The sequence below is a fragment of the Nonomuraea sp. NPDC059194 genome (assembly GCF_042754765.1).
Lineage (GTDB): Bacteria > Actinomycetota > Actinomycetes > Streptosporangiales > Streptosporangiaceae > Nonomuraea.
This window is the reverse complement of sequence record NZ_JBHZBH010000001.1, coordinates 248,771-270,520: the sequence shown is the minus strand read 5'-3', so window position 1 is coordinate 270,520 and position 21,750 is coordinate 248,771. Positions and strand designations below refer to the sequence as shown.

Here is a 21,750-nt window from a genome sequence, read left to right as displayed (position 1 = left end):
GTCGCCCTCGAACACAACCACCTCCCCCGAGAGGCACCCCCCATGCCCACTAGAAGGACCGTTCTGAAGGGTCTGGCCCTCGCCGCGGCCGCCTCCGTCGTGCCGCTGCCCGCCTTCGCCGAGCCCGACTACGTGCCGCCGCTGCGCCAGATGCGGGGCATGTGGATCGCCTCCGTCGTCAACATCAACTGGCCGTCGAAGCAGGGCCTGAGCGCCGACGAGCAGAAGGCGGAGTTCATCGCCTGGCTCGACCTGGCGGTCCAGCGCAAGCTCAACTCGGTGTTCGTGCAGATCAGGCCCACGGCCGACGCGTTCTGGCCGTCGCCGTTCGAGCCCTGGTCGCACTGGCTCACCGGCGTGCAGGGGCAGGACCCCGGCTACGACCCGCTCGGCTTCGCCGTCGAGGAGACCCACAAGCGCGGCCTCACCTTCCACGCGTGGTTCAACCCGTACCGCGTCTCGATGCAGACCGACCCCACCAAGCTGCACCCCTCGCACCCCGGGCGCGTGCACCCCGAGTGGATCCTGCCGTTCGGCGGCAAGCTCTACTACAACCCCGGCATCCCCGAGGTGCGCAAGTTCTGCCAGGACGCGATGCTCGACGCGCTGACCCGCTACGACATCGACGGCCTGCACTTCGACGACTACTTCTACCCGACCAACACCACGGCCTTCGACGACGCCGCCACCTTCGCCCAGTACGGCGCGGGCTTCCCCGACCTGGCCACCTGGCGGCGCCACAACGTGGACCTGATGGTCTCGGAGATGCAGCAGCGGGTGCGCGAGGCCAAGCCCGAGGTGGCGTGGGGCATCAGCCCGTCGGGCATCTGGCGCAACAAGGGCACCGACCCGCTCGGCTCCGACACCAACGGCGGCCAGTCCTACGACAACCTGCACGCCGACACCCGCGGCTGGGTCAAGAAGGGGTGGCTCGACTACATCGCGCCCCAGCTCTACTGGTACATCGGGCAGCCGCCCGCCGACTACAGCAAGCTCGTGCCCTGGTGGTCCGACGTGGCCGACGGCACCGGCACGATGCTGTGGATCGGCCAGGCCGCCTATAAGGCGGGCACTGCGGGGCAGGCCCCTGAGTGGCAGGACCCCGCCGAGCTGTCCAAGCACCTGACGCTCAACCGGTCGCACCCGCAGATCGGCGGCGACATCTGGTACAACGCCAACGACCTGCGCGTCGACCGGATCGGCTCGATCAGCACCGCGGTCAAGGACCACTACCAGCGGCCCGCGCTGCCGCCCCTGCTGCCCAGGCTCGCCGACGGCGAGAAGCCCAGGCGGCCTGTCCTCGCCTTCGCGCGCAGGGTCAACGGGGGCGTCGAGCTCAACGTGGTCGCGACCGGCAGACACGAGCCGTTCCAGTTCGCGATCTTCAGGTCGGCCGGCGAGATCGAGAACTTCGACGACGCCCGCAACCTGGTGGCGGTCATCCCCGGCGACCGGCACGTACGCTGGACGGACGCCGAGGGCAAGAAGGGCGACCACTACTACGTCATGGCCGTCGACCGGGTCAGCAGGACCAGCAGGCCCAGCCACGGCCGAAGGGTCTGGTAGGAGACATGCGGGTTCTCGGCTTGATGTCCGGCACCTCCCACGACGGGATCGACAGCGCGATCGTCGACTGGTCGATGGAGGACGGGACCCTCACCGGTGAGATCACCCACACCGGCGAGCGGCCCTACCCGGCCGAGCTGAGAGCCCGCCTCCTGGCCGCGCTGCCCCCCGCGCCCGTCACGATGGGCGAGGTCTGCGCGCTCGACACCCTCATCGGCCAGGCCTTCGCCGAGGCCGCCCACGCCGCGGGCGAGGCCGACCTGATCTGCTCCCACGGCCAGACGCTCTACCACTGGGTCGCCGACGGCCACGTGTACGGCACGCTGCAACTCGGCCAGCCCGCCTGGATCGCCGAGCGCACCGGCCTGCCCGTCGTCTCCGACCTGCGGGTGCGCGACGTGGCGGCCGGAGGGCAGGGCGCGCCCCTCGTCTCCTACCTCGACCGGCTGCTGATCGGCGGTCTGCCGGGCCGGGCGGGCGCGCTCAACCTCGGCGGGATCGCCAACCTGACGACCGCCGAGTACGCCTACGACACCGGGCCCGCGTGCGCGCTCATCGACGCGGCGGCCCCGCCGTACGACAGGGACGGGGCGCTGGGGGCGGCGGGCACGGTCGACGAGAAGCTCTTGGCCGAACTGCTGGCCGAGCCCTACTACCGGCTCGATCCGCCCAAGACCACCGGCAAGGAGTTGTTCACCCCCGGCTACGTCACCTCGGACCTGCCGCAGGCCGACCTCGTGGCGACCCTGACCGCGCTGACGGCCAGGACGGTCGCCGACGAGATCGCCAGGCACGACCTCGACACCGTGATCGTCTCGGGTGGCGGCACGTGCAACCCCACGCTCATGCGGATTCTCGCGTCGCTGACACGGGCACGCCTGATCCCGAGTGACGACCTGGGCATCCCCTCCGACGCGAAGGAAGCCGTCGCCTTCTCGCTGTTCGGCTGGCTGACCGCGCACGGCCTGCCCGCCACCGTGCCGGCATGCACGGGCGCGACAGGCCCGCGCATACTCGGCACGATCACTCCGGGATCCGGACCGCTCAGACTGCCGGAACCCCTCGCCGAAGCACCGGTCGCCCTGCGGATCAGCTGGCGCGGCGCCCCGCCGGCTGGCTCTCCTGTGCCGAGCCGGAGCGCTGTGGGGGAACCACCGGTGTCGGCCTGACCAGACCGAGCGCGACCACCTCGTTGGCCAGCCTGGTGCGCCGGTTGGTGCCCTCGGGGATCCTGAACTTCTGGTAGAGCCGCAGCAGGTGCTGTTTCACCGCTGCCTCGGTGACCACCAGGTCGTCGGCGATCTCGCGCGCCGTCGCGGGGGCGACGAACGCCTCATCCGACAGCGCGGGCCTGCACAGCGACGTGAGCACGTCGACCTCACGCCTGGTCAGCTCGGGCGCGGCGGCCCTGCGCAGCTCGACCTCTGGCGCGAAGTCCTCGCGCGGCACGCCACCGATGCGCCCGCGCGCGGCACCGAAGGAGACGACGTCGCCGTCGTCAAGGACCCTCCGGGCGATCGGCCTCCCGTTCACCCGTGTGCCGTTGCGGGACAGGCCCAGGTCAACGACATACAGGTACGGTCCGCGCCGTACGAACTCAGCGTGGAGCCGAGACACGCTCGGGTCGGTCAGCCGGATGTCGACACCGCGGCCCCTTCCCACAGTCGTGATCTCGGGACGCAACGGGACCACCTCGCCGGTGTCCTCGATGCGTATGAAGGGCCCCTCCACGGCAGTTCCTCCCCAGGTAGCCCGCCGTTACTGTTACTACAGCTCCGGCTTACCCAAACGAAGGGATGCGGAATCGCCTTTGCCATAAGGAGAATCCGGCCTGAAATTGGTCTGGACCTCTGCGGCCGGTTTTACCTGCTCACGGGTAGACTTCGGACCAAGATAAGCGGAGGAAACACACATGGCGGACAAGCCCACAAAAGGCCTGGCCGATGTCGTCGCCGCGTCCACAGCGCTGAGCGACATCGACGGGAAGGCCGGTCGCCTCTTCTATCGTGGATACGACATCCATGACCTGGCCGGCCGCGTGACGTTCGAAGAAACCGCCCACCTCCTGCAGCGCGGCAAGCTGCCCACACGCCAGGAGCTGGGCGAGTACGGCGACGAGCTCGTCGCAGGACGCGAGCTGGGCGCGCTGGTCTCGGCCAACATCGCCGAGATCGCCGAGAAGCAGAAGCCCATGGAGGCGCTGCGCTCGATGGTCTCCCTCTCCGGAGCCGACGATCCCGACAAGGACTCCATCGAACCCGACGCCAACCTGCGCAAGGCCGCCAGGCTGACCGCCCAGCAGCCGCTGCTCGTGGCCAGGTACCACGCCGCTCGCACCGGCAAGGCCCTGCCCGACGCCGACGACTCCCTCAGCATCGCGGGAAACTTCCTCCTGCAGGTCACGGGGCGTACGCCGACGCAGCGCGAGGTCGAGCTGTTCGACACCTGCCTGGTCCTGCACGCCGACCACACCATGAACGCCTCCACGTTCGCCGCCCGCGTGTGCGCCGCGACGCTGTCCGACATGCACTCGGCCATCGTCGCCGCCATCGGCACGCTGAAGGGCCCGCTGCACGGCGGCGCGAACGAGCAGGTCATGAAGACGCTGGAGTCGCTCGACCCGTCACGGGTGGCGCAGTCGGTGCGCGACAAGCTGGCCGCGCACGAGAAGATCATGGGCTTCGGTCACCGCGTCTACAAGACCGAGGACCCGCGCGCCACGCACCTGCGCAGGATGTCGGAGGAACTGGCCACGGCGTCCGGCGACGACACCTACTATCGAATGTCGAAGGAGATGGAGGAGGTCGTCCTCGAGACGAAGGGCCTCTATCCCAACGTCGACTTCTACGCCGCCACGGTCTACCACTACCTTGGCATTCCGACCGACCTGTTCACCCCGGTCTTCTCGATCAGCCGCATGTCCGGATGGACCGCGCACGTGATCGAGCAGCACGCGGACAACAGGCTGATCAGGCCGGACAGTGAGTACATCGGCGAGCGTGACCAGAAATGGAAGCCCATCGACGAGAGATGAGCCAAGTGGAAGAGGGCGAGGGCGCCCACGTCAACGGGCGTCCGAGCGACGAGGGTTGGGGACCGTACCCGCTGGTTCTGGCGGGTGCGGCTCTTGGCGTGCTCGTACTCTTCCTGGTGGACGCCGAATGGGGCGGGTTCGCGCTCGGAGCGGTGCTCCTGGTCGCGGCCGCCGTCCGATTCGCCGGGTACGGCGGGGCGCTTGCCGTACGGGCGAAGGGCGTCGACGTCTGGACGATGGCGGTGCTCGGAGCCGCGCTGGTGGTCACCGCGCTGTTCCTCGAGTACCCCGAACTGAAGGCGCAGATCCTGGCCCTTTTCGGCCGGTGACCACGCCTCCGATAACCTCAATCATTATTTGTCACGAAGGGGAACCATACGCATGCCCAAGATCAAGGTAGAGGGCCCCGTCGTCGAGCTTGACGGCGACGAGATGACCCGGATCATCTGGCAGTTCATCAAGGACCAGCTGATCCTTCCCTACCTCGACGTCGACCTGAAGTACTACGACCTCGGCATCGAGCACCGCGACGCCACGGACGACCAGGTCACCATCGATGCCGCCAACGCCATCAAGAAGTACGGCGTCGGCGTCAAGTGCGCCACCATCACGCCCGACGAGGCGCGGGTCGAGGAGTTCGGCCTCAAGAAGATGTGGAAGTCCCCGAACGGGACCATCCGTAACATCCTCGGCGGCGTCATCTTCCGCGAGCCGATCATCATGTCGAACGTGCCGCGCCTGGTGCCCGGCTGGACCAAGCCGATCGTCGTCGGCCGTCACGCCTTCGGCGACCAGTACCGCGCCACCGACCTGAAGATCCCCGGCGAGGGCACGCTCACGCTGACGTACACCCCCAAGGACGGCTCCGAGCCGATCGAGCTGGACGTGTACGACTTCCCCGGCAGCGGCGTCGCGATGGCGATGTACAACCTGGACGACTCGATCCGCGACTTCGCCCGCGCCTCCATGCGCTACGGCCTGGCGCGCAACTACCCGGTCTACCTCTCGACGAAGAACACGATCCTCAAGGCCTACGACGGCCGCTTCAAGGACCTGTTCGCCGAGGTGTTCGAGACCGAGTTCAAGTCCGACTTCGAGAAGGCCGGCATCACCTACGAGCACCGCCTCATCGACGACATGGTCGCCGCGGCGCTGAAGTGGGAGGGCGGCTACGTCTGGGCGGCCAAGAACTACGACGGCGACGTCCAGTCCGACACCGTCGCGCAGGGCTTCGGCTCGCTCGGCCTGATGACCTCTGTCCTCATGACCCCCGACGGCCAGACCGTCGAGGCCGAGGCCGCTCACGGCACGGTGACCCGTCACTACCGTGAGCACCAGAAGGGCAACCCGACCTCCACGAACCCGATCGCCTCGATCTTCGCGTGGACGCGCGGTCTGCAGCACCGCGGCAAGCTCGACAACACCCCCGCGGTGACCGAGTTCGCCGAGAAGCTGGAGCAGGTCTGCGTCGAGACCGTCGAGAGCGGTCAGATGACCAAGGACCTCGCGCTGCTGGTCGGCGGCGACGCCAAGTGGCTGACCACCCAGGACTTCCTGGCGGCGCTGGACGAGAACCTGAAGAAGAAGATGGCCGTCTGACCCTCTTCCCCGATCGCTGAGGGCCGCCCACGGGCGGCCCTCTCGCGTCTGCCCGAGACCGGCGCACCGCCCCACCGGCGGCCTGCCCCCTCGCCAGACCGGCTTCCCGGGGGACCAGTCTCCGCCGGACCCGGCCCCCGGACCGGCCCCACCGGCAACCCGCCCCGCGGCGGCAAAGTGATCGCCAAGGCCCGGGAGCCCGGTACGGCCCGCCGAACCCCCGCGCGAGGCCGCCTACCCGAGAAACGGCGCCGATCACGCCGTCGCAGGTTTCCTGGTCGATTCCATACCGACGCACGGTCCATTCACGGACCGTAGATGGGTAAGAGCCCCCTGTAGTCGATCTACCGGGGGGTTCCCATGCGGATGCTGGGTGCAGGGCTGATTGTGATAGGCGCGTTGACCGCCGGCTGCGGCGGCGCGAACACCGCGGCGAACGTCGCCAAGCCGCAGCTGGACCAGGCCGCCATGCAACGACAGGCGCAGGCCGCCAAGGCCGCCAAGGTGGCCAACGCCGCCAAGGTCAAGGCCAACGAGCTGGGCCAGATCCCAGTCATCATGTTCCACCGGGTGATCGAGAAGCCGACCACCCAGGACGACCGCACCCCTAAGCAGTTCCGCGCCGACCTCGAACGCATGGCCAAGGACGGCTACGTGCCGATCACCGCCGCCGAGTTCGTCACCGGCAAGATCGACATCCCGGCCGGCAAGCACGCCGTCGTCCTCACCTTCGACGACTCCTCGCCCTCCCAGCTCTCGATGGACGAGCTGGGCCAGGTGAAACCGGACACCGCCGTCGCCATCCTGCAGGACGTCGCCAGGAAGAACCCCGGCTTCCGCCCGGTCGCCACCTTCTACGTGACCCGCGACATGTTCGGCAAGACCACGCCGGAGGAGCAGGCGCAGATGCTGCTGTGGCTGAAGCAGAACGGCTTCGACATCGGCAACCACACCCGCGACCACCTCAACCTGCTGGGCAAATCGCACAAGCAGGTGGCCGCCGAGATCGCGGCGGGTCAGCGCCTGGTCACCGACCTCGACGGCGCGGCGCCGATCACGCTGGCCCTGCCGTACGGGAACCAGCCCAGCAAGAAGAGCTGGGCGGCCAACGGGAAGAGCGGATCGACCGCCTACAACCACGCGGGGGTGTTCCTGGCCGGGTACACGCCGGCGGCGGCGCCGTTCAACAAGAACTTCGACCCGCTCGGCATCCCGCGCATCAGGGCCATGGACAAGAAGGGCGACTGCTCGCAGTTCTGCTCGACGGCGTGGTTCGACTGGCTGAAGTCCAACCCCGACCAGCGCTACACCTCCGACGGGGACCCGCAGACGGTGGCCTTCCCCAAGTTCAAGGCGCCCTTCCTGCGTAAGACCTTCGCGCAGCGCGCGCTGCCGTACTAGCCCTCCTGGAAGGACGATCGCCCCGGGATCGAGCGGCTCGATCCCGGGCGCGTGGTGAAGCGGATGCCCGCCGCCTGGAGGCGGTCGATGAGCGGCCTGCCCATGGCGACCGCCGTGGTGAGCTGTCCCGCCACGTCGGGCAGGTCGTCGAAGGCCAGGCACAGCGCCGACTCAGCCAGCATCTTCGCGGTCTCGGAGTAGCCGGGGTCGCCGCCCGAGACCTCGGTGACGACGCGCTCACCGCCGCCCTCGCCGAGCAGGGTGAGCCTGAACCAGCCGCGCGCCCGCTGCTCCGCTGACGGTCCATCGCCGGGCGCGATCCTGCCGAGCAGCCAGTCGCGGCCCGCAGGGATCTGGGCGAGGACCGCCACTGCTCCCGCTCCCGCCGCCACCGCCAGCGCCGAGGGCAGCCGCCTGACGGCGAAGTACTGGCGGTAGGTGAAGTCGGGACCGTAGCTGTCGAGCGCGCGGGCGGACCGGCCGACGATCTGGGGGTCGATGGTGGGCATCGGCAGCGCCCAGCCGCCGACGTGGCGCAGGCCGCCGGGCAGCGCGCTCACCTTGCGGCCCTTCGGCCTGATCTCGGCGGACCTGCGCTGCGTGGCGGCCTCGGCCATCTGCCGCGCCCGCGACATGGCGGTCACCGCCGAGCGCAGGGTGCCGCCCGACGGCCTGCCGCTGCCCCGCAGGAAACCGCTGACCTTGAGCGGTACGCCCGAGGGCAGCAGATCGACCGTGTGCAGGACGCCGAGGTCGTAGGGGATGGACTCGAACCCGCACGCGTGCACGATCTTGGCTCCCGTGCGTGCGGCGAGGCCGTCGTAGCGGACGAACATCCGGTCGACGAACTCGGGCTCCCCTGTCAGGTCGACGTAGTGCGTGCCCGCCTGGGCGCACGCCTTGACGAGCGGCTCGCCGTACCGGAGATAGGGGCCGACGGTGGTGGCGACCACGCGCGCCTGTCCCGCGAGGGCGTCGAGGGAGGCGGGGTCGGTGACGTCGGCGTGCAGGAGGGGGACGTCCAGGCCCAGCGCCTCCAGCTTGGCGCGATCACGGCCGGCCAGCGCCCACCGGCAGCCCGGGGGCACGGCTCCGGCAAGGTATTCCGCGGTGAGGGCGCCGGTGAAGCCGGTCGCTCCGAGCAGCACGATGTCGTACACGCCTACCAGAATGACATTCTGCCGAGAAATCTCACTCAGGGAGTAAGGAACTGTGACGTCACGAACGGTTAACGGATCCCTGGGAGCTTCCTGAGCGTCGTAAAGTTTGCGTGGTCGGGCTGAAGCCAACGTGGGGAAGACGAATGCCGCAGATCGCGCCGTTGATAGCGGGCGACCCCAGCCACCTGGGCTCGTTCACGCTGTCCGGACGCATCGGGGAGGGCGGTCAGGGGATCGTCTACCTGGGGGCTGACAACCAGGGCGAACGTGCGGCGATCAAGCTGCTGCACGTGAAGTTCAGCGGCGACACGATCGCCAGGTCACGCTTCGCCAGGGAACTGAAGGCGGCCCAGCGCGTCGCCTCGTTCTGCACGGCCCGGGTGATCGAGGCCGACCTCGAGGGCGACACCCCCTACATCGCCAGCGAGTACATCGACGGGCTCTCCCTGAGGGACGTCGTGGAGAGCGACGGGCCGCTGTCTGGCCAGGCGCTGGAACGGCTGGCGATCGGCACCGCGACCGCGCTCACCGCCATCCACCAGGCCTCGATCATCCACCGCGACTTCAAACCGGACAACGTGCTCATCGCCGCCGACGGGCCGCGCGTCGTCGACTTCGGCATCGCCCGCATCATCGACTCGACCGGCACGATCACCAGCAGGGCCATCGGCACGCCCGCCTACATGGCGCCCGAGCAGATCGCGGGCGACGACATCGGGCCCTACACCGACGTGTTCGCCTGGGGGGCCACGATCGCCTACGCGGCGACGGGCGTGACCGTCTTCGAGGGCAACTCGATCGCGGTCGTGCTGAACCGCATCCTCAACCACGTCGTCGACGTCAGCACGCTGCCCGAGCCGCTGCGCGGGGTGGCCGCCGCCGCGCTGGCCAAGGACCCGAGGGAGCGGCCCTCCGCCGACGAGATCCTGCTGCGGCTGCTCGGCCATCCTCCGCGTACGGCGGGCGCGTCCACGGCGGTGCTCAGCCAGGGCGTGAAGATCGCCAGCGACGACACGACACCGATGGCGCGGCTGCGCCCTGCCATGGCTCACCCGGCGACCGCGGGGGCTTCGGGTGGCTCGACGTCGGGGGGCTCGGCGTATGCGGGCTTTCCCGCGCAGCCGGGCGGCCAGGCGCCCGTCCACACGATGCCGCCGGACCAGCCGGGGCCCGGCCGACCGGGGCCTGGCCAGTCGGGGGGTCAGCCGCCCACCCTGCCGCCCGTGCCGCTCCACACGATGCCGCCCGACCAGCCGGGGCCCGCCCAGCACCTCATGCCGCCCGCAGTGTCGCCCGCTGTGCTGCCCGCAGCGTCGCCCGACGTGAGGCGGCGCAGGTCGGTGACGCCGTGGGTGGCGCTGGGCGTGGCCGTGCTGCTGGTCGTCGCGCTCGCGCTGGCCGCCCTCCAGTACGGCTGGCCCCTCGCACTGGTCAGCGAGCAGAGCCACGAGCCCGCTCCCGCGAGCGACTCGGTCGTCGACAGGGCGGCCACCACGGGCAAGCTCACGATCGGGGTGAGAGGCGACGTTCCCGGCGTCGGCTACCGCGACCGCGACGGCGGGTTCTCCGGCTTCGACATCGACGTCGCCAAGCGCATCGCGAAGGAGCTGGGCGTCCCGGAGAGCGGCATCACCTTCGTCCTCGTCCCCCCGGCGCGGCGGGAGCAGGCGCTGGCCGACGGCGAGGTCGACCTGATCGTGTCGACCTACTCGGTCGACGACAGCGACGTGCAGTTCGCCGGGCCGTACATCCTGGCCCACCAGGCGCTGCTGGTCCGCGACGGAGACACGAAGCTCTCCAAGCCCGCCGATCTCAAGGGCAAGCGGCTGTGCGACCAGCGCAGCTCGGCGGTCAGCAAGGTGCAGAAGATGGTCGACATGGCCACCGTCAGCGCCAACAACTACGCCGACTGCATCAGGCTGCTGGCCGCCGGCAAGGTCGACGCCGTGGCGGGCGACGACCTGATCCTCGCGGGCTTCGCCAACAGGGAGAACGCCCGCTACCGGATCCTGAACGCCACGCTGAGCGACGAGCGCTACGCCGTCGGCATCAAGAAGGGCGACGCGCGCACCTGCGAGGCGGTCAAGGGCGCGATCTCCAACATGATCGCGAGCAACGCGATCGGGCAGTTCGTGGCCACCCATTTCCCGAACGTCGACTTCCGCGCCGACCTGAAGGTACCCGTGATGGAAGCCTGCCGATGACGAGCGAGTAGCATCCAGACGTCACGATTCCATTCTTCTGAGTTAGGGGAAGGCCATGGCCGCGCCCGTCAAGGTAACCGTCACCGGAGCCGCCGGACAGATCGGTTATGCCCTGCTGTTCCGCATCGCCTCGGGCCAGCTGCTGGGCGCCGACGTCCCGGTCAAGCTGAGCCTGCTGGAGATCCCGCAGGCGGTGAAGGCGGCCGAGGGCACCGCGATGGAGCTCGACGACTGCGCGTTCCCGCTGCTGTCCGGGATCGAGATCACCGACGACCCCAACGTCGCCTTCAACGGCGCCAACGTCGCCCTCCTGGTCGGCGCCATGCCCCGCAAGGCCGGCATGGAGCGTGGCGACCTGCTCGGCGCCAACGGCGGCATCTTCGGCCCGCAGGGCAAGGCGATCAACGAGCACGCCGCCGACGACATCAGGGTTCTGGTGGTCGGCAACCCGGCCAACACCAACGCGCTCATCGCCCAGCAGAACGCGCCGGACGTGCCGGCCGAGCGCTTCACCGCGATGACCCGCCTCGACCACAACCGCGCGCTTTCCCAGCTGGCCGCCAAGCTGCAGGTGCCGGTCACCGAGATCAAGAACATGACGATCTGGGGCAACCACTCGGCCACCCAGTACCCCGACCTGTTCCACGCCGAGGTCGGCGGGAAGATCGCCGCCGAGCAGGTCGACGCCGAGTGGCTGCGCGAGACCTTCATCCCGACCGTCGCCAAGCGCGGCGCGGCCATCATCGAGGCCCGCGGCGCCTCCTCCGCCGCGTCGGCGGCGAACGCGGCCGTCGACCACGTCTACGACTGGGTGAACGGCACGGAGTGGACCTCTGCCGCGATTCCGTCTGACGGCTCGTACGGGGTGCCCGAGGGGCTCATCTCGTCGTTCCCGGTCCGCTCGGTGGGCGGGCGCTGGGAGATCATCCAGGGGCTGGAGATCGACGCGTTCTCCCGCGAGCGCATCGACGCCTCCGTCGCCGAGCTCGCCGAGGAGCGCGACGCGGTGCGCGAGCTGGGCCTGATCTGATCATCATTTAGTACGGCAAGGCAGGGTCACGGCCACCGGGGTCACCGGTGGCCGTCTGTCTTTCACGCGTACTCCAGCAGGACTTCGGCCGGCCGCCGTCACATCGCCCCCACACCGAAGATTCTTTCGACACCTGAACCCCTTCGCGCCCGGGGCCTCGCGTCTCCATGGCCGTGACCGGGGCCGCACGTCTTCGTGACCGTGCCCCGGGATCTCCCGTCTCCATGGTCGTGCCCAGAGGTCTCGCGTCTTCGTGACCGTGCCTCGGGGACCTGTCCTTTGATGCCTGGACCTTCTTCGCGCCCGGCATCCCGCGTCTTCCGGATACCGCGCCTCCCCGGGCATTGACCCAGCGAACCCCTGCCCTTTGCGCAGCTGAACCCCTCCGGCCCCGGGACCCGCGCCTCCGGGCCTGTGCCAGGGCGTGTCGGTCAGCGGGTTCGCGCAGGTCAACGGGGAAGATGGATGGCCGACGAGGGGGCAGGGTGAGTATGGGGCGCGTGGCGAGGACGATGGTCGCCGGTTCGGTGGCTCTTGCGATGATGAGCGGTTCGGTGGCGGCGGCGGGGACCGCGCCGGGGCACGGACCGGGGACGGCGCCGGTGCCGGGGCACGGACCGGTGCCGGTGCCGGGGCAGGGGCCAGGGCAGGGGCCAGGGCAGGGGCAGAGACCGGGGACGGCGCCGGGGCCGGGGCAGGGGCAGGGGCCGGGGACGGTTCCGGGGCAGGGGCAGAGACCGGGGACGGTGCCGGGGCAGGCTGATCTGTCGGTGAAAGTGTCGTCCACTCCCGCGGTCGCCCAGCCGGGCCGGCCGATCAGCTACCGGGTGGACGTCCGCAACGCGGGCCCAGGGGACGCCGTGCTTCCCGTCCTCACGGTGGCCGTCCCCGAGGGCGTCGACGTCGTCGGCGTGGACGTGGCCACCTGCCGCCCTGGCCGTACGCTGCGCGAGGTGGTCTGTCCCTCGACGGAGCACGTGGTCGCGGGCGGCTCGGGCGGGGTGACGATCAACGGGACCGTGCGGCGTGACGCGGTCGGCCCGTTGCGGCTGGTGGCGAGCATGACGGCGCACGGGGGAGATGTCGACAGCACCGACAACAGCGCCACCCTCGCCACCACCGTCGACTCAGGCGCCGACCTCGGGCTGCGGCTCAAGGCGCGGCAGGTGCGCGACGGCGTCTTCATGCTCATGGCGACGGTGCGCAACAGGGGGCCGCACGTCGTCAGGGACGCCCGGGTCGAGCTCAGAACGGACGGGGCCCGTCTGCTGAACGAGGGCAGCGCGGGCGGCGTCGGCAACCTGGCGAGCGTGGCCACCCCCGCAGACCTGGCAGGCGTGCGGACGTCGGCGACCTCTGGAGACCCGGCGGGCGTTGCGACCCCGAAGCCCCCGGCGACCGCGACGACCGCGGAGGGTCCGGGGCGTGCGGGGAGCGGCGTCGCGCGAGTCCCAGGGAAGCCGAGGACTGCAGGGAGCGGCGTCGCACAGGTCCCGGGGATCGCGGGAAGCGGTGCAGTGCGGGTCGCCGAGGGTCCGGGGCGTGCGGGGGGCGGCGTCGCGCGAGTCCCAGGGAGCCCATGGACTGCGGGCGGCGCCGCGCGGGCTGCTGGAAGCCTGGGGAGCGGCGCGGAGGATTCGGGGCGTGTGGGGAGCGGTGGCGTGCGGGTGGCCGGAGACGCTGCGTGCAGGCGGAGGGCCGGGCAGGTTGTGTGCGAACCGGCCAAGGTGGCCCCCGGCGACAAGGTGCGCTTCGAGCTGTTCTTCGCCGCCTCTCGTGACGCCGCCTCTCGTGACGCCGCCTCTCGTGACGCCGCCTCTCGTGACGCCGCCTCTCGTGACGCCGCCTCTCGTGACGCCGTGAACGTCAAGGGCACGGTCCGTTCGTCACGCTTCGGCGATCGCCGGCCTGCCGACAACGAGGTCGCCCTGCGCGTCGCCGTACGCTGACCTGGTTCTGGCGGCCCAGCGGGCGGCGGGTGGCACGGCCAGGCCCGCCAGCAGGAACAGCGCGCCGACCAGCAGCCAGCCCGGCCAGCCCCAGCCGATGACCACGGTCGTCAGCAGGACGGGCGCGACGACCTCGGCGGCCTGCCACCCGGTGTTGTAGAGGCCCTGGTACTGGCCGAGCGCGTGCGAGGGAGCCAGTTCGTAGGACAGGCCCCACGAGCCCGCCGACTGCAGCAGCTCGCCGAACACGTGCAGGAGCGCGCCGCCGACCAGGGCGGCGACCATGGCCCAGATCGGCCGTCCTGCCGCGAGCGCGAACAGCACGCAGGCCAGCAGCAGGAGTGCACCGGCTCGGCGCTGGGCGCGGGCGGCGGTGGCGAGTTCGCCGGTGCCGCGGCTGAGCCGTACCTGGAGGAGGGTGACGGTGACGGTGTTGATCAGGCCGACGGCGGCGACCATCACGCCCGGCGCGCCGATGTGCTTGATCCACATCGGGATGATCGTGGTGAGCAGTGACAGGTGCATGACGAGCACCATGTTGAGCAGGGCGAGCACGACGTAGGGGCGGTCGCGCAGCACGATCCACGTCGGTCCGCCGTCGGCGACGCGCGGGGCGGGGCCGACGTGGGGGATGCGCAGGGTCAGCGCCCCCGCGCCGACGTAGCAGGCGGCGCAGCCGTACACCATGGCGAGGTAGGCGGGCCTGGTGTCGACGGCGAGGGCCGCGCCGGCGGCCAGGCCGCCGATGGACCAGCCGACGTTGGTGACGGCGCGGATGTAGGCGCGGACCCGCACCCGCTCGCCGGGAGGTGCGATGCCGCCGACGAGCGTGGCGCGGGCGACGCTGTCTCCCGCGTCGGAGAACTTGGCCAGCGCGGCGACGGCCGCGAAGCCCCAGAAGGAGTCGACGAAGGCGTAGCCGAGGACGGCGAGGCCGCCGAACCCGGCGAAGGCGACGGAGACGGCGCGCGGGCCGAGCACGTCGCACAGGCGTCCTGACGGGAGTCCCGCGGCGAGGCTGACGACGCCCGCGATCGTCATGCCGACGCCGACCTGCGTGGCCGACAGGCCCACCGAGCTGAGGAAGAAGATGACGCTGACCGTGATGAACAGGCCGCGACCCGTCGCGCGCAGGAGGACGGAGAAGGCGAGGGAGCGCACGGGACCGGGTTCGGGGAGGAGCACGGCCGAAAGATTATCGGTCGTCCCTCTTTAGCTGGCTTTGGGCGTGCACCCGGGCGCCGGCTGGGTCGCCGAGGTGGGTTCCGCCGTGGCGAACACCACCCCGGCGGCGGTCACGCTGCTGCCGAGAACGATCGCGAGAGCGAACAGCACCTTCTGTGAAAAGGTCCTCACATTTCGCTATCTCAGCACACTTTTGCCTACCGGGTGGTGGCATTCCAGGCATCCGCCACGATGTCGCGGATGGCGGCGCGTTCGGCCTTCCAGCCCAGCTCGTGCTGGATCTTGTCGGACGAGGCGACCAGCACGGCGGGGTCGCCCGCGCGGCGCGGCCCGACGACGGCGGGGATCGGGTGGCCCGTCACCTCGCGGCAGACCTCGATCACCTCCTGGACGGAGAAACCTGTGCCGTTGCCCAGGTTGTAGATCTTGTGCTCGCCCGGCGTGGTCGCGTCGAGGGCGAGCAGGTGGGCGCGGGCCAGGTCGGCGACGTGGATGTAGTCGCGCACGCAGGTGCCGTCGGGCGTCGGGTAGTCGGTGCCGAACACGCTGACCGACTCGCGCTCGCCGGTGGCGACCTTGAGGACGTTCGGGATGAGGTGCGTCTCGACGGTGTGGCGCTCGCGGTAGACGCGGCCGTCGGGGGCGGTGTAGGCACCGGCCACGTTGAAGTAGCGCAGGCTGACCGCGCCGAGGCCGTGCAGGCCGGCGTAGGCGGTCAGCGCGGTGTCGACGGCCAGCTTGGAGGCGCCGTACGGGTTGGTCGGGCGGGTCGGGTCGGTCTCCAGGATGGGGGAGCGCTCGGGCTCGCCGTACGTCGCGGCGGTGGAGGAGAAGACGATCCTGCGCACGCCCGCGACCCGCATGGCCTCCAGCAGCGCCAGCGTGCCGCCCAGGTTGCCGGCCCAGTAGCGGCCGGGCTGCTCCACCGACTCGCCGACCAGCGACCTCGCCGCGAAGTGGAGCACGCCGTCGACCCCGTCGAGCGCGTCGCCCGGCTCGGTGATGGGCCGGTTCACGAACCTGGCCCCCGCGGGCACCGCGTCGGCGTGGCCAGTCGACAGGTCGTCCAGCACCGTCACCTCGTGCCCCGCCTCGACGAGCTGGGCGGCGACGACGCTGCCGATGTACCCGGCGCCTCCGGTGACGAGCAGCCTCATGTTCACCTCTGTTTATTCGTGTTTGATTTTGTACGGCACCAGCATACTCTGCCCCCATAGCAGGGCCGGGTAATCTGGCAGGCCACTACGTCGAAAGCACCTGCGTTGAACAGCGTTGCGGCCAACATCGCCATCGTCCTGCTCTTCATCCTGATCGGCGGCTTCTTCGCCGCGGCGGAGATGGCCATGGTCTCCCTGCGGGAAAGCCAGATCCGCAAGCTCGAACAGCTGGGACGCAGAGGCGCCAGAGTCGCGAAACTGGCCCAGGACCCGAATCGTTTCCTGTCGGCCGTCCAGATCGGCGTCACGGTCGCGACCATGCTGTCGGCCGCCTTCGGCGCCGACCGGCTAGCCGGCGAGCTCGAACCTACCCTGGTGGCCTGGGGACTTCCTGGAGGCTTCGCCGAACCCACCGCGCTGGTGCTGGTGACGCTCGCCATCTCCTACGTCTCCCTCGTGCTCGGCGAGCTTGCCCCCAAACGCCTGGCCAGGCAGCGCGCCGAAGGACTCTCGCTCGTCGTCGCGCCCTTCCTCGACCGGCTGGCCAGTCTGTCGCGGCCGGTCATCTGGGCGCTGTCGAAGTCGACCGACGGCGTGGTCAAACTGCTCGGCGGCGACCCCGAGGCCGACCGCGAGGAGATGACCACAGAGGAGCTGCGCGACATGGTGGTCGGCCACACCGACCTGACCGCCGACGAACGGCACCTGATCGGCGAGGTGTTCTCCGCGGGAAAGCGGCAACTGCGCGAGGTGATGCTGCCGCGCACCGAGGTGGAGTTCATGGAAGCAGACACGCCGCTGGCCGAGGCCGCCGTGCTGGCCGCCACGATGCCGCACTCCCGTTTCCCCGTCTACCGCTCCTCCTACGACGAGATCCTGGGATTCGTCCACGTCAGGGACCTGCTCGACCCCGTGCTCACCGGCCGGATCGAGCCGATCAGCCAGCTCGTGCCCATCAGGCCCGTCAAGCTCGTGCCCGCCTCCAAACGGGTGCTCACCACGCTGGGGGAGATGCGCGACGAGGGCCACCACCTGGCCATCGTGGTCGACGAGTACGGCGGGACCGCGGGTATCGTCACCATGGAGGACCTGGTCGAGGAGCTCGTCGGCGACATCAGGGACGAGTACGACATCGAGGAGGAGGAGGTCCTCCTGCCCGCGGGCGAGCTGGAGATCGACGGACTGACCCACCTCAACGACTTCGCCGCCCAGACCGGCATCAGGCTCCCCGACGGTCCCTACGAGACGCTCGGCGGCTTCGTGCTGGCCGGTCTCGGCCACCTGGCCACGGTCGGCGAACGTGTGGAGATCCCCGGCTTCGAGTTCACCGTCACCGAGCTCGACGGGCGGCGAATCTCCCGCATCAGGGTGAAACGCCGTCTGCTGATCGAGTCGCCGCCCGAGCCGGATTCCTGACACAATTGCGGGCTATGGCCAGACCTCGTGTACTCTCCGGCATCCAGCCCACCGCGGACTCCTTCCACCTGGGCAACTACCTGGGTGCGGTCCGCCAGTGGGTGACGTTGCAGGAGACGCACGACGCGTTCTACTGCGTGGTCGACCTGCACGCGATCACCGTGCCCACCGAGGCCGCCGACCTGCGCCGCCGTACGCGCGTGGCCGTCGCGCAGCTGTTCGCCGCGGGGCTCGACCCCGAGCGCTCCACCGTCTTCGTCCAGTCGCACGTGCGCGAGCACAGCGAGCTGGCCTGGGTGCTGAACTGCCTCACCGGCATGGGCGAGGCGTCGCGCATGACGCAGTTCAAGGACAAGTCGGCCAAGTTCGGCGAGAGCGCGGCCAGCGTCGGCCTGTTCACCTACCCGATCCTGCAGGCCGCCGACATCCTGCTCTACCAGGCCAACAGGGTGCCGGTCGGCGCCGACCAGAAGCAGCACCTGGAGCTGACCCGCGACCTCGGGCAGCGCTTCAACCACCGCTTCGGCGACACCTTCACCCTCCCCGAGCCGCACATCCTCAAGGAGGTCGAGAAGATCACCGACCTCCAGGACCCGTCCGCGAAGATGTCGAAGTCGTCCTCGTCGCCCGCGGGCATCCTCGACGTGCTGGAGCAGCCGGGGCCGCTGCGCAAGAAGGTCATGCGCGCGGTGACCGACACGGGGTCCGAGGTGCTGTTCGACGAGGAGAACAAGCCGGGCATCTCCAACCTGCTGCGCATCCAGTCGGCGCTGACGGGCACGCCGATCCCCGAGCTGACGGCACGCTACGAGGGGCAGGGCTACGGGACGTTCAAGAAGGACGTCGCCGAGGTGGTCGTGGAGGCGTTCGCGCCGATCCGCGAGCGCACGGAGAAGCTGCTGGCCGACGAGGCCGAGCTCGACCGGCTGCTGTCCATCGGGGCCGAGCGCGCCGGTGCGGTGGCCAGGGAGACGATGGCCCAGGTCCGCGACCGGGTGGGCTTCCTGCCGCGCGCCTTCTGATCATCACCCTCGAAGGCCCTCCCGTACGGTCACCACCGCCGCGAGGGCCTTCGCCGTGTGCGGGGTCGGGGGTCAGCGGGCGCGGCGGCCCAGGGCGAGGGTGAGCTCGCGCAGGGCGTCGGCCGCGTGGCGCAGCGTGGCCTCGGGGACGCCGGCCATCGCCTCGGTGTGGGCGCGGCTGGAGCCTTCGAGGGCCAGGTTCGCCACGCGCAGCCCCTCGGGGGTGAGCTGGACCCAGCGGCTGCGGGCGTCGCCCGGGTTGGCCTCCCGTTCGACATATCCGGCGGCGGTCAGCCGTTGCAGGACGTTGCTCGTGCCGCCCGAGGTCAGGAACAGCGCGCGGGCCAGCTCGCTCGGCTTCAGCCGGTGCGGAGGCCCGGTGCGGGCCAGCGCGGCGAGCACGTCGAACTCCGCGTAGGTCAGCCCGAGCTCGGCCAGTTCGGCCTTCACCGCCTGCTCGAACAGCCCGTGGAGGCGGGACATCCGCTTGCTCAGCTCCAGGCTGGCGATGAGCGACTCCGCGAGCCCTGCCTCCCGCCAGCGGGGCACCAGCCCATCGACCTCGTCCTGGTTCACGCTCCGAGGATACTCGCAGGCATATTGCTTTCTAAAAAGCTTCTCTATAAGCTTTTCACATGAGCAATTCATGGATCATCAAGAACGGCCTCGTCATCGACACCGAGCCGCAGCCTGTCGTGCTCGGCGAGGTAGACGTGCTCGTCAGGGAGGGAAGGATCGCCGCGGTCGGGCCTGACCTGGCCGCGGAAGGAGTCGCGGAGATCGACGCGACCGGCATGATCGTGCTGCCGGGGTTCGTCGACAGCCACCGGCACACCTGGCAGTCGACGATCAGGGCGGTCGCCCCCGACACCACGCTGGGCGGCTACGTGGCCCATGTACTCGGCGAGCTGGGGCCGCGCTTCGGCCCCGACGACGTCCACGCGGGGATCGCCGCGGGCGTGCGCGAATGCCTCGACGGCGGGATCACGACCATGCTCGACTGGTCGCAGGTGCAGTTCACGCCGGAGCACACCGACGCCGCCGTGGACGCGCTCAGCGCCTCCGGCATCAGGGCCGTCTTCGGCTTCTGCCACGGCGGGACGGACCAGGACCAGATGGCGCCCGAGGGGCGGCGGGTCCGCGAGGCGCTCACCGGAGACCTGGTGACCATGGCCGTCGCCGCCTTCGGCCCCGAGTTCGGCGACCTCGAACGGGCGGCGGGCGAATGGCGGCTCGCCCAGGAGCTCGACCTCGCGGTGAGCGTCCACATGGGCGGCCTCGGGGCCGAGAGCGCCGAACGCGGCCTGGCCTTCCTCGACGCGCACGGCTTCATGGGCGGCCCTCGTACCACCTACATCCACGCCAACCACTACACCGACGAGCACCTCAAGCGGATCGCGGACAGCGGCGGCAGCGTGTCGGTCTCGCCGTTCAGCGAGATGGCGCTGGCGATCGGATACCCGGTCACCGGCAGGGCGAGGGAGTTCGGCATCCCCGCCTCGTTCAGCGCCGACGCGGTGACCAGCTGCCCCGGCGACATGTTCGGGATGATGCGGGCCGCCCACGCCCTGGAGCGGGGCAGGCCCGGGGGCGCGGGACTGGGGTTCACCACCCGTGACGCGCTGCGGATCGCGACGATCGAGGGGGCCGAGGTGGTGGGGCTGGCGGACGTCACCGGATCGCTGCGTGTCGGCAAGCAGGCCGACCTGCAGCTCCTGCGGGCCGACACGCCCTCGATGGCCGGCGCGCAGGACGTGATCGGCGCGGTCGTGCTCAACGCGGACACCAGCGCGGTCGACACCGTGCTGGTGTCGGGACGCGTCCTGAAGCGTGCGGGCCGCCTGGTGTCCATGTGACACCCGTGCCCCAGACCGGGTCGGGGAGTGAGGAGCGGGGAGCGTGTCCGAAGGCGGGGTGGCTCGGTGGGCGTCGGAGGCGTCAGGATTCGGGCGGCAAGGGCCCTGGTCGCTGGCTGTATTCGGGCGAGATCGGGTAGAAGCATTTCTCATGAGCACTTGGGCCGACCGGATCGGCGCGGTCAAGGAATGGGGTCGCAGGACGACCGCGCGATCCAGGGTGCGATGGCACCCGGTCGACCACCTGATCAGGACCGTGCAGCGGTACCAACTGCAGAGCGGCGACCGGCTGGCCGGGGCCGTCACCTACTTCGCGTTCCTGTCGCTCTTCCCGATCATCGCGCTGGCCTTCGCGGTGTTCGGCTTCGTCCTGCAGGAGCGGACCGAGATCCGGGAGGCGCTGCAGAAGTCCATCGCCGAGCAGCTCCCCGGCCTCGCCGACCTCATCGACCTGGACGGGATCGCTCAGGCGCGGACGAGCGCGGGAGTGATCGGCCTGGTCGGTCTGCTGTATGCGGGGCTCGGCGCGGTCGACGCCCTGCGTGGGGCGTTGCGCGAGATGTCGATGGCCACGACGCCTCCGCTCAGCTTCCTCGTCGGCAAGGCCCGCGACCTGGTCACGCTCGTCATGCTCGGCGTCACGCTCGTCGTCTCGGCACTGCTCGGCGGGTTCGCCACCCAGGCGACGACGACCGTGGCGACGTTCCTCGGCGTGGAGACGTCGGAGGCCGCCAAGGTCACGCTGACCTTGGTCGGTCTCGCGGCCAGCGTGGGCGCCGACTGGGTGCTCTTCCTCATCGTCCTCGGCTGGGTGGCCAAGCCGACCAGGCCGTTCAAGGTCCTGGCCAGGGGCGCGGTGCTGGGGGCGATCGGGTTCGGCGTGCTGAAGCAGGTGGCCACGCTTCTGCTGGCGGGCACGCTGAGCAACCCCGTGTACGGGACGTTCGCCGTGACGGCGGGGTTGCTGCTGTGGATCAACTTCTCGGCGCGGTTGACGATGTACGTGGCCGCCTGGACCGCCACCGCGGGCCTGCATCCGCCACCCGACCCGACCCCCGTGCCCTCCGACGGGAGCCTGCCACGCGGTTACTGAACCGCGCGACGTGACGGCGGCCCGCCGGAGTCCTGCTGGGGTGGCGTGATGGACGGGCGGTCAGCGGTGACCACGGTG

At 70.3% G+C, this 21,750-nt stretch carries 18 protein-coding genes; 13 read left to right on the top strand and 5 right to left on the bottom strand.

The genetic code is table 11. The features are described 5' to 3' along the window. Positions 1-42 precede the first annotated feature (42 nt). Together ACFXJ8_RS01275 and ACFXJ8_RS01270 are read left to right on the top strand one after the other, a co-directional pair. Complete coding sequence (locus ACFXJ8_RS01275) at positions 43-1,566, top strand: glycoside hydrolase family 10 protein (protein ID WP_379641791.1); 1,524 nt, start codon at positions 43-45, stop codon at positions 1,564-1,566. A gap of 5 nt (positions 1,567-1,571) precedes the next feature. Further along, on the top strand, positions 1,572-2,735 hold the full coding sequence (locus ACFXJ8_RS01270) for an anhydro-N-acetylmuramic acid kinase (protein WP_379641790.1): 1,164 nt from the start codon (positions 1,572-1,574) through the stop codon (positions 2,733-2,735). Here ACFXJ8_RS01270 and ACFXJ8_RS01265 read toward each other — a convergent pair. Beyond that, complete coding sequence (locus ACFXJ8_RS01265) at positions 2,656-3,297, bottom strand: FHA domain-containing protein (protein ID WP_379641789.1); 642 nt, start codon at positions 3,295-3,297, stop codon at positions 2,656-2,658. The two genes, ACFXJ8_RS01270 and ACFXJ8_RS01265, sit on opposite strands and share 80 nt — an antisense overlap. Before the next feature lie 181 nt (positions 3,298-3,478). On the opposite strand from ACFXJ8_RS01265, the gene ACFXJ8_RS01260 reads away from it, so the two are divergent. The 4 genes from ACFXJ8_RS01260 (at position 3,479) to ACFXJ8_RS01245 (ending at position 7,600) form a co-directional block, all read left to right on the top strand. After that, the gene (locus ACFXJ8_RS01260) at positions 3,479-4,600 is read left to right on the top strand and encodes a citrate/2-methylcitrate synthase (protein ID WP_379641788.1); all 1,122 of its coding nucleotides are present in this window, start codon (positions 3,479-3,481) and stop codon (positions 4,598-4,600) included. After that, positions 4,597-4,929, top strand: a complete 333-nt coding sequence (locus ACFXJ8_RS01255) for a DUF3017 domain-containing protein (RefSeq protein ID WP_379641787.1) — start codon at positions 4,597-4,599, stop codon at positions 4,927-4,929. Before ACFXJ8_RS01260 ends, ACFXJ8_RS01255 begins: the two co-directional genes overlap by 4 nt. 52 nt (positions 4,930-4,981) lie before the next feature. After that, a complete protein-coding gene (locus ACFXJ8_RS01250; RefSeq protein WP_379641786.1) occupies positions 4,982-6,199 on the top strand; it encodes an NADP-dependent isocitrate dehydrogenase in 1,218 nt (405 codons plus the stop codon). Between the two features lie 360 nt (positions 6,200-6,559). Next, a complete protein-coding gene (locus ACFXJ8_RS01245) occupies positions 6,560-7,600 on the top strand; it encodes a polysaccharide deacetylase family protein (protein WP_379641785.1) in 1,041 nt (346 codons plus the stop codon). On the opposite strand, the gene ACFXJ8_RS01240 is transcribed toward ACFXJ8_RS01245, so the two are convergent. Further along, positions 7,597-8,760 (bottom strand): saccharopine dehydrogenase family protein, encoded by a 1,164-nt coding sequence (locus tag ACFXJ8_RS01240; RefSeq protein ID WP_379641784.1) that lies wholly within the window; start codon positions 8,758-8,760, stop codon positions 7,597-7,599. The genes ACFXJ8_RS01245 and ACFXJ8_RS01240 overlap by 4 nt on opposite strands. 143 nt (positions 8,761-8,903) lie before the next feature. Here ACFXJ8_RS01240 and ACFXJ8_RS01235 point away from each other — a divergent pair, with 143 nt between their 5' ends. The 3 genes from ACFXJ8_RS01235 (at position 8,904) to ACFXJ8_RS01225 (ending at position 13,943) form a co-directional block, all read left to right on the top strand. Next, a complete protein-coding gene (locus tag ACFXJ8_RS01235; protein ID WP_379641783.1) occupies positions 8,904-10,964 on the top strand; it encodes a protein kinase in 2,061 nt (686 codons plus the stop codon). 55 nt (positions 10,965-11,019) lie between these two features. Then, on the top strand, positions 11,020-11,994 hold the full coding sequence (locus tag ACFXJ8_RS01230; RefSeq protein WP_379641782.1) for a malate dehydrogenase: 975 nt from the start codon (positions 11,020-11,022) through the stop codon (positions 11,992-11,994). A 770-nt stretch (positions 11,995-12,764) separates the two neighbouring features. After that, on the top strand, positions 12,765-13,943 hold the full coding sequence (locus ACFXJ8_RS01225) for a hypothetical protein (RefSeq protein ID WP_379641781.1): 1,179 nt from the start codon (positions 12,765-12,767) through the stop codon (positions 13,941-13,943). On the opposite strand, the gene ACFXJ8_RS01220 is transcribed toward ACFXJ8_RS01225, so the two are convergent. Both ACFXJ8_RS01220 and galE read right to left on the bottom strand, forming a co-directional pair. Beyond that, the gene (locus ACFXJ8_RS01220; RefSeq protein ID WP_379641780.1) at positions 13,881-15,128 is read right to left on the bottom strand and encodes an MFS transporter; all 1,248 of its coding nucleotides are present in this window, start codon (positions 15,126-15,128) and stop codon (positions 13,881-13,883) included. The genes ACFXJ8_RS01225 and ACFXJ8_RS01220 overlap by 63 nt on opposite strands. Positions 15,129-15,325: 197 nt before the next feature. Beyond that, complete coding sequence (galE, locus tag ACFXJ8_RS01215) at positions 15,326-16,285, bottom strand: UDP-glucose 4-epimerase GalE (protein ID WP_379641779.1); 960 nt, start codon at positions 16,283-16,285, stop codon at positions 15,326-15,328. 105 nt (positions 16,286-16,390) lie between these two features. Here galE and ACFXJ8_RS01210 point away from each other — a divergent pair, with 105 nt between their 5' ends. Further along, complete coding sequence (locus ACFXJ8_RS01210; RefSeq protein WP_379641778.1) at positions 16,391-17,701, top strand: hemolysin family protein; 1,311 nt, start codon at positions 16,391-16,393, stop codon at positions 17,699-17,701. Positions 17,702-17,715: 14 nt separating this feature from the next. After that, complete coding sequence (trpS, locus tag ACFXJ8_RS01205) at positions 17,716-18,723, top strand: tryptophan--tRNA ligase (RefSeq protein ID WP_379641777.1); 1,008 nt, start codon at positions 17,716-17,718, stop codon at positions 18,721-18,723. 72 nt (positions 18,724-18,795) lie between these two features. Here trpS and ACFXJ8_RS01200 read toward each other — a convergent pair whose 3' ends face one another. Then, complete coding sequence (locus ACFXJ8_RS01200) at positions 18,796-19,299, bottom strand: MarR family winged helix-turn-helix transcriptional regulator (RefSeq protein WP_379641776.1); 504 nt, start codon at positions 19,297-19,299, stop codon at positions 18,796-18,798. A gap of 59 nt (positions 19,300-19,358) precedes the next feature. On the opposite strand from ACFXJ8_RS01200, the gene ACFXJ8_RS01195 reads away from it, so the two are divergent. Beyond that, entirely contained in the window at positions 19,359-20,579 is a 1,221-nt protein-coding gene (locus tag ACFXJ8_RS01195; protein WP_379641775.1) for an amidohydrolase family protein, read from the top strand. 151 nt (positions 20,580-20,730) lie between these two features. Next, positions 20,731-21,672 (top strand): YihY/virulence factor BrkB family protein, encoded by a 942-nt coding sequence (locus tag ACFXJ8_RS01190; RefSeq protein WP_379641774.1) that lies wholly within the window; start codon positions 20,731-20,733, stop codon positions 21,670-21,672. The last annotated feature ends 78 nt before the right edge of the window (positions 21,673-21,750 follow it).

Excerpts from the sequence above, each read along its gene's own strand:
- ACFXJ8_RS01260 (WP_379641788.1), top strand. The coding sequence starts at position 3,479 with ATGGCGGACAAGCCCACAAAAGGCCTGGCCGATGTCGTCGCCGCGTCC.
- ACFXJ8_RS01195 (WP_379641775.1), top strand. The coding sequence starts at position 19,359 with ATGAGCAATTCATGGATCATCAAGAACGGCCTCGTCATCGACACCGAG.
- ACFXJ8_RS01255 (WP_379641787.1), top strand. The coding sequence starts at position 4,597 with ATGAGCCAAGTGGAAGAGGGCGAGGGCGCCCACGTCAACGGGCGTCCG.
- ACFXJ8_RS01230 (WP_379641782.1), top strand. The coding sequence starts at position 11,020 with ATGGCCGCGCCCGTCAAGGTAACCGTCACCGGAGCCGCCGGACAGATC.
- trpS (WP_379641777.1), top strand. The coding sequence starts at position 17,716 with ATGGCCAGACCTCGTGTACTCTCCGGCATCCAGCCCACCGCGGACTCC.
- ACFXJ8_RS01245 (WP_379641785.1), top strand. The coding sequence starts at position 6,560 with ATGCGGATGCTGGGTGCAGGGCTGATTGTGATAGGCGCGTTGACCGCC.
- ACFXJ8_RS01275 (WP_379641791.1), top strand. The coding sequence starts at position 43 with ATGCCCACTAGAAGGACCGTTCTGAAGGGTCTGGCCCTCGCCGCGGCC.
- ACFXJ8_RS01235 (WP_379641783.1), top strand. The coding sequence starts at position 8,904 with ATGCCGCAGATCGCGCCGTTGATAGCGGGCGACCCCAGCCACCTGGGC.
- ACFXJ8_RS01270 (WP_379641790.1), top strand. The coding sequence starts at position 1,572 with ATGCGGGTTCTCGGCTTGATGTCCGGCACCTCCCACGACGGGATCGAC.
- ACFXJ8_RS01190 (WP_379641774.1), top strand. The coding sequence starts at position 20,731 with ATGAGCACTTGGGCCGACCGGATCGGCGCGGTCAAGGAATGGGGTCGC.
- galE (WP_379641779.1), bottom strand. The coding sequence starts at position 16,285 with ATGAGGCTGCTCGTCACCGGAGGCGCCGGGTACATCGGCAGCGTCGTC.
- ACFXJ8_RS01250 (WP_379641786.1), top strand. The coding sequence starts at position 4,982 with ATGCCCAAGATCAAGGTAGAGGGCCCCGTCGTCGAGCTTGACGGCGAC.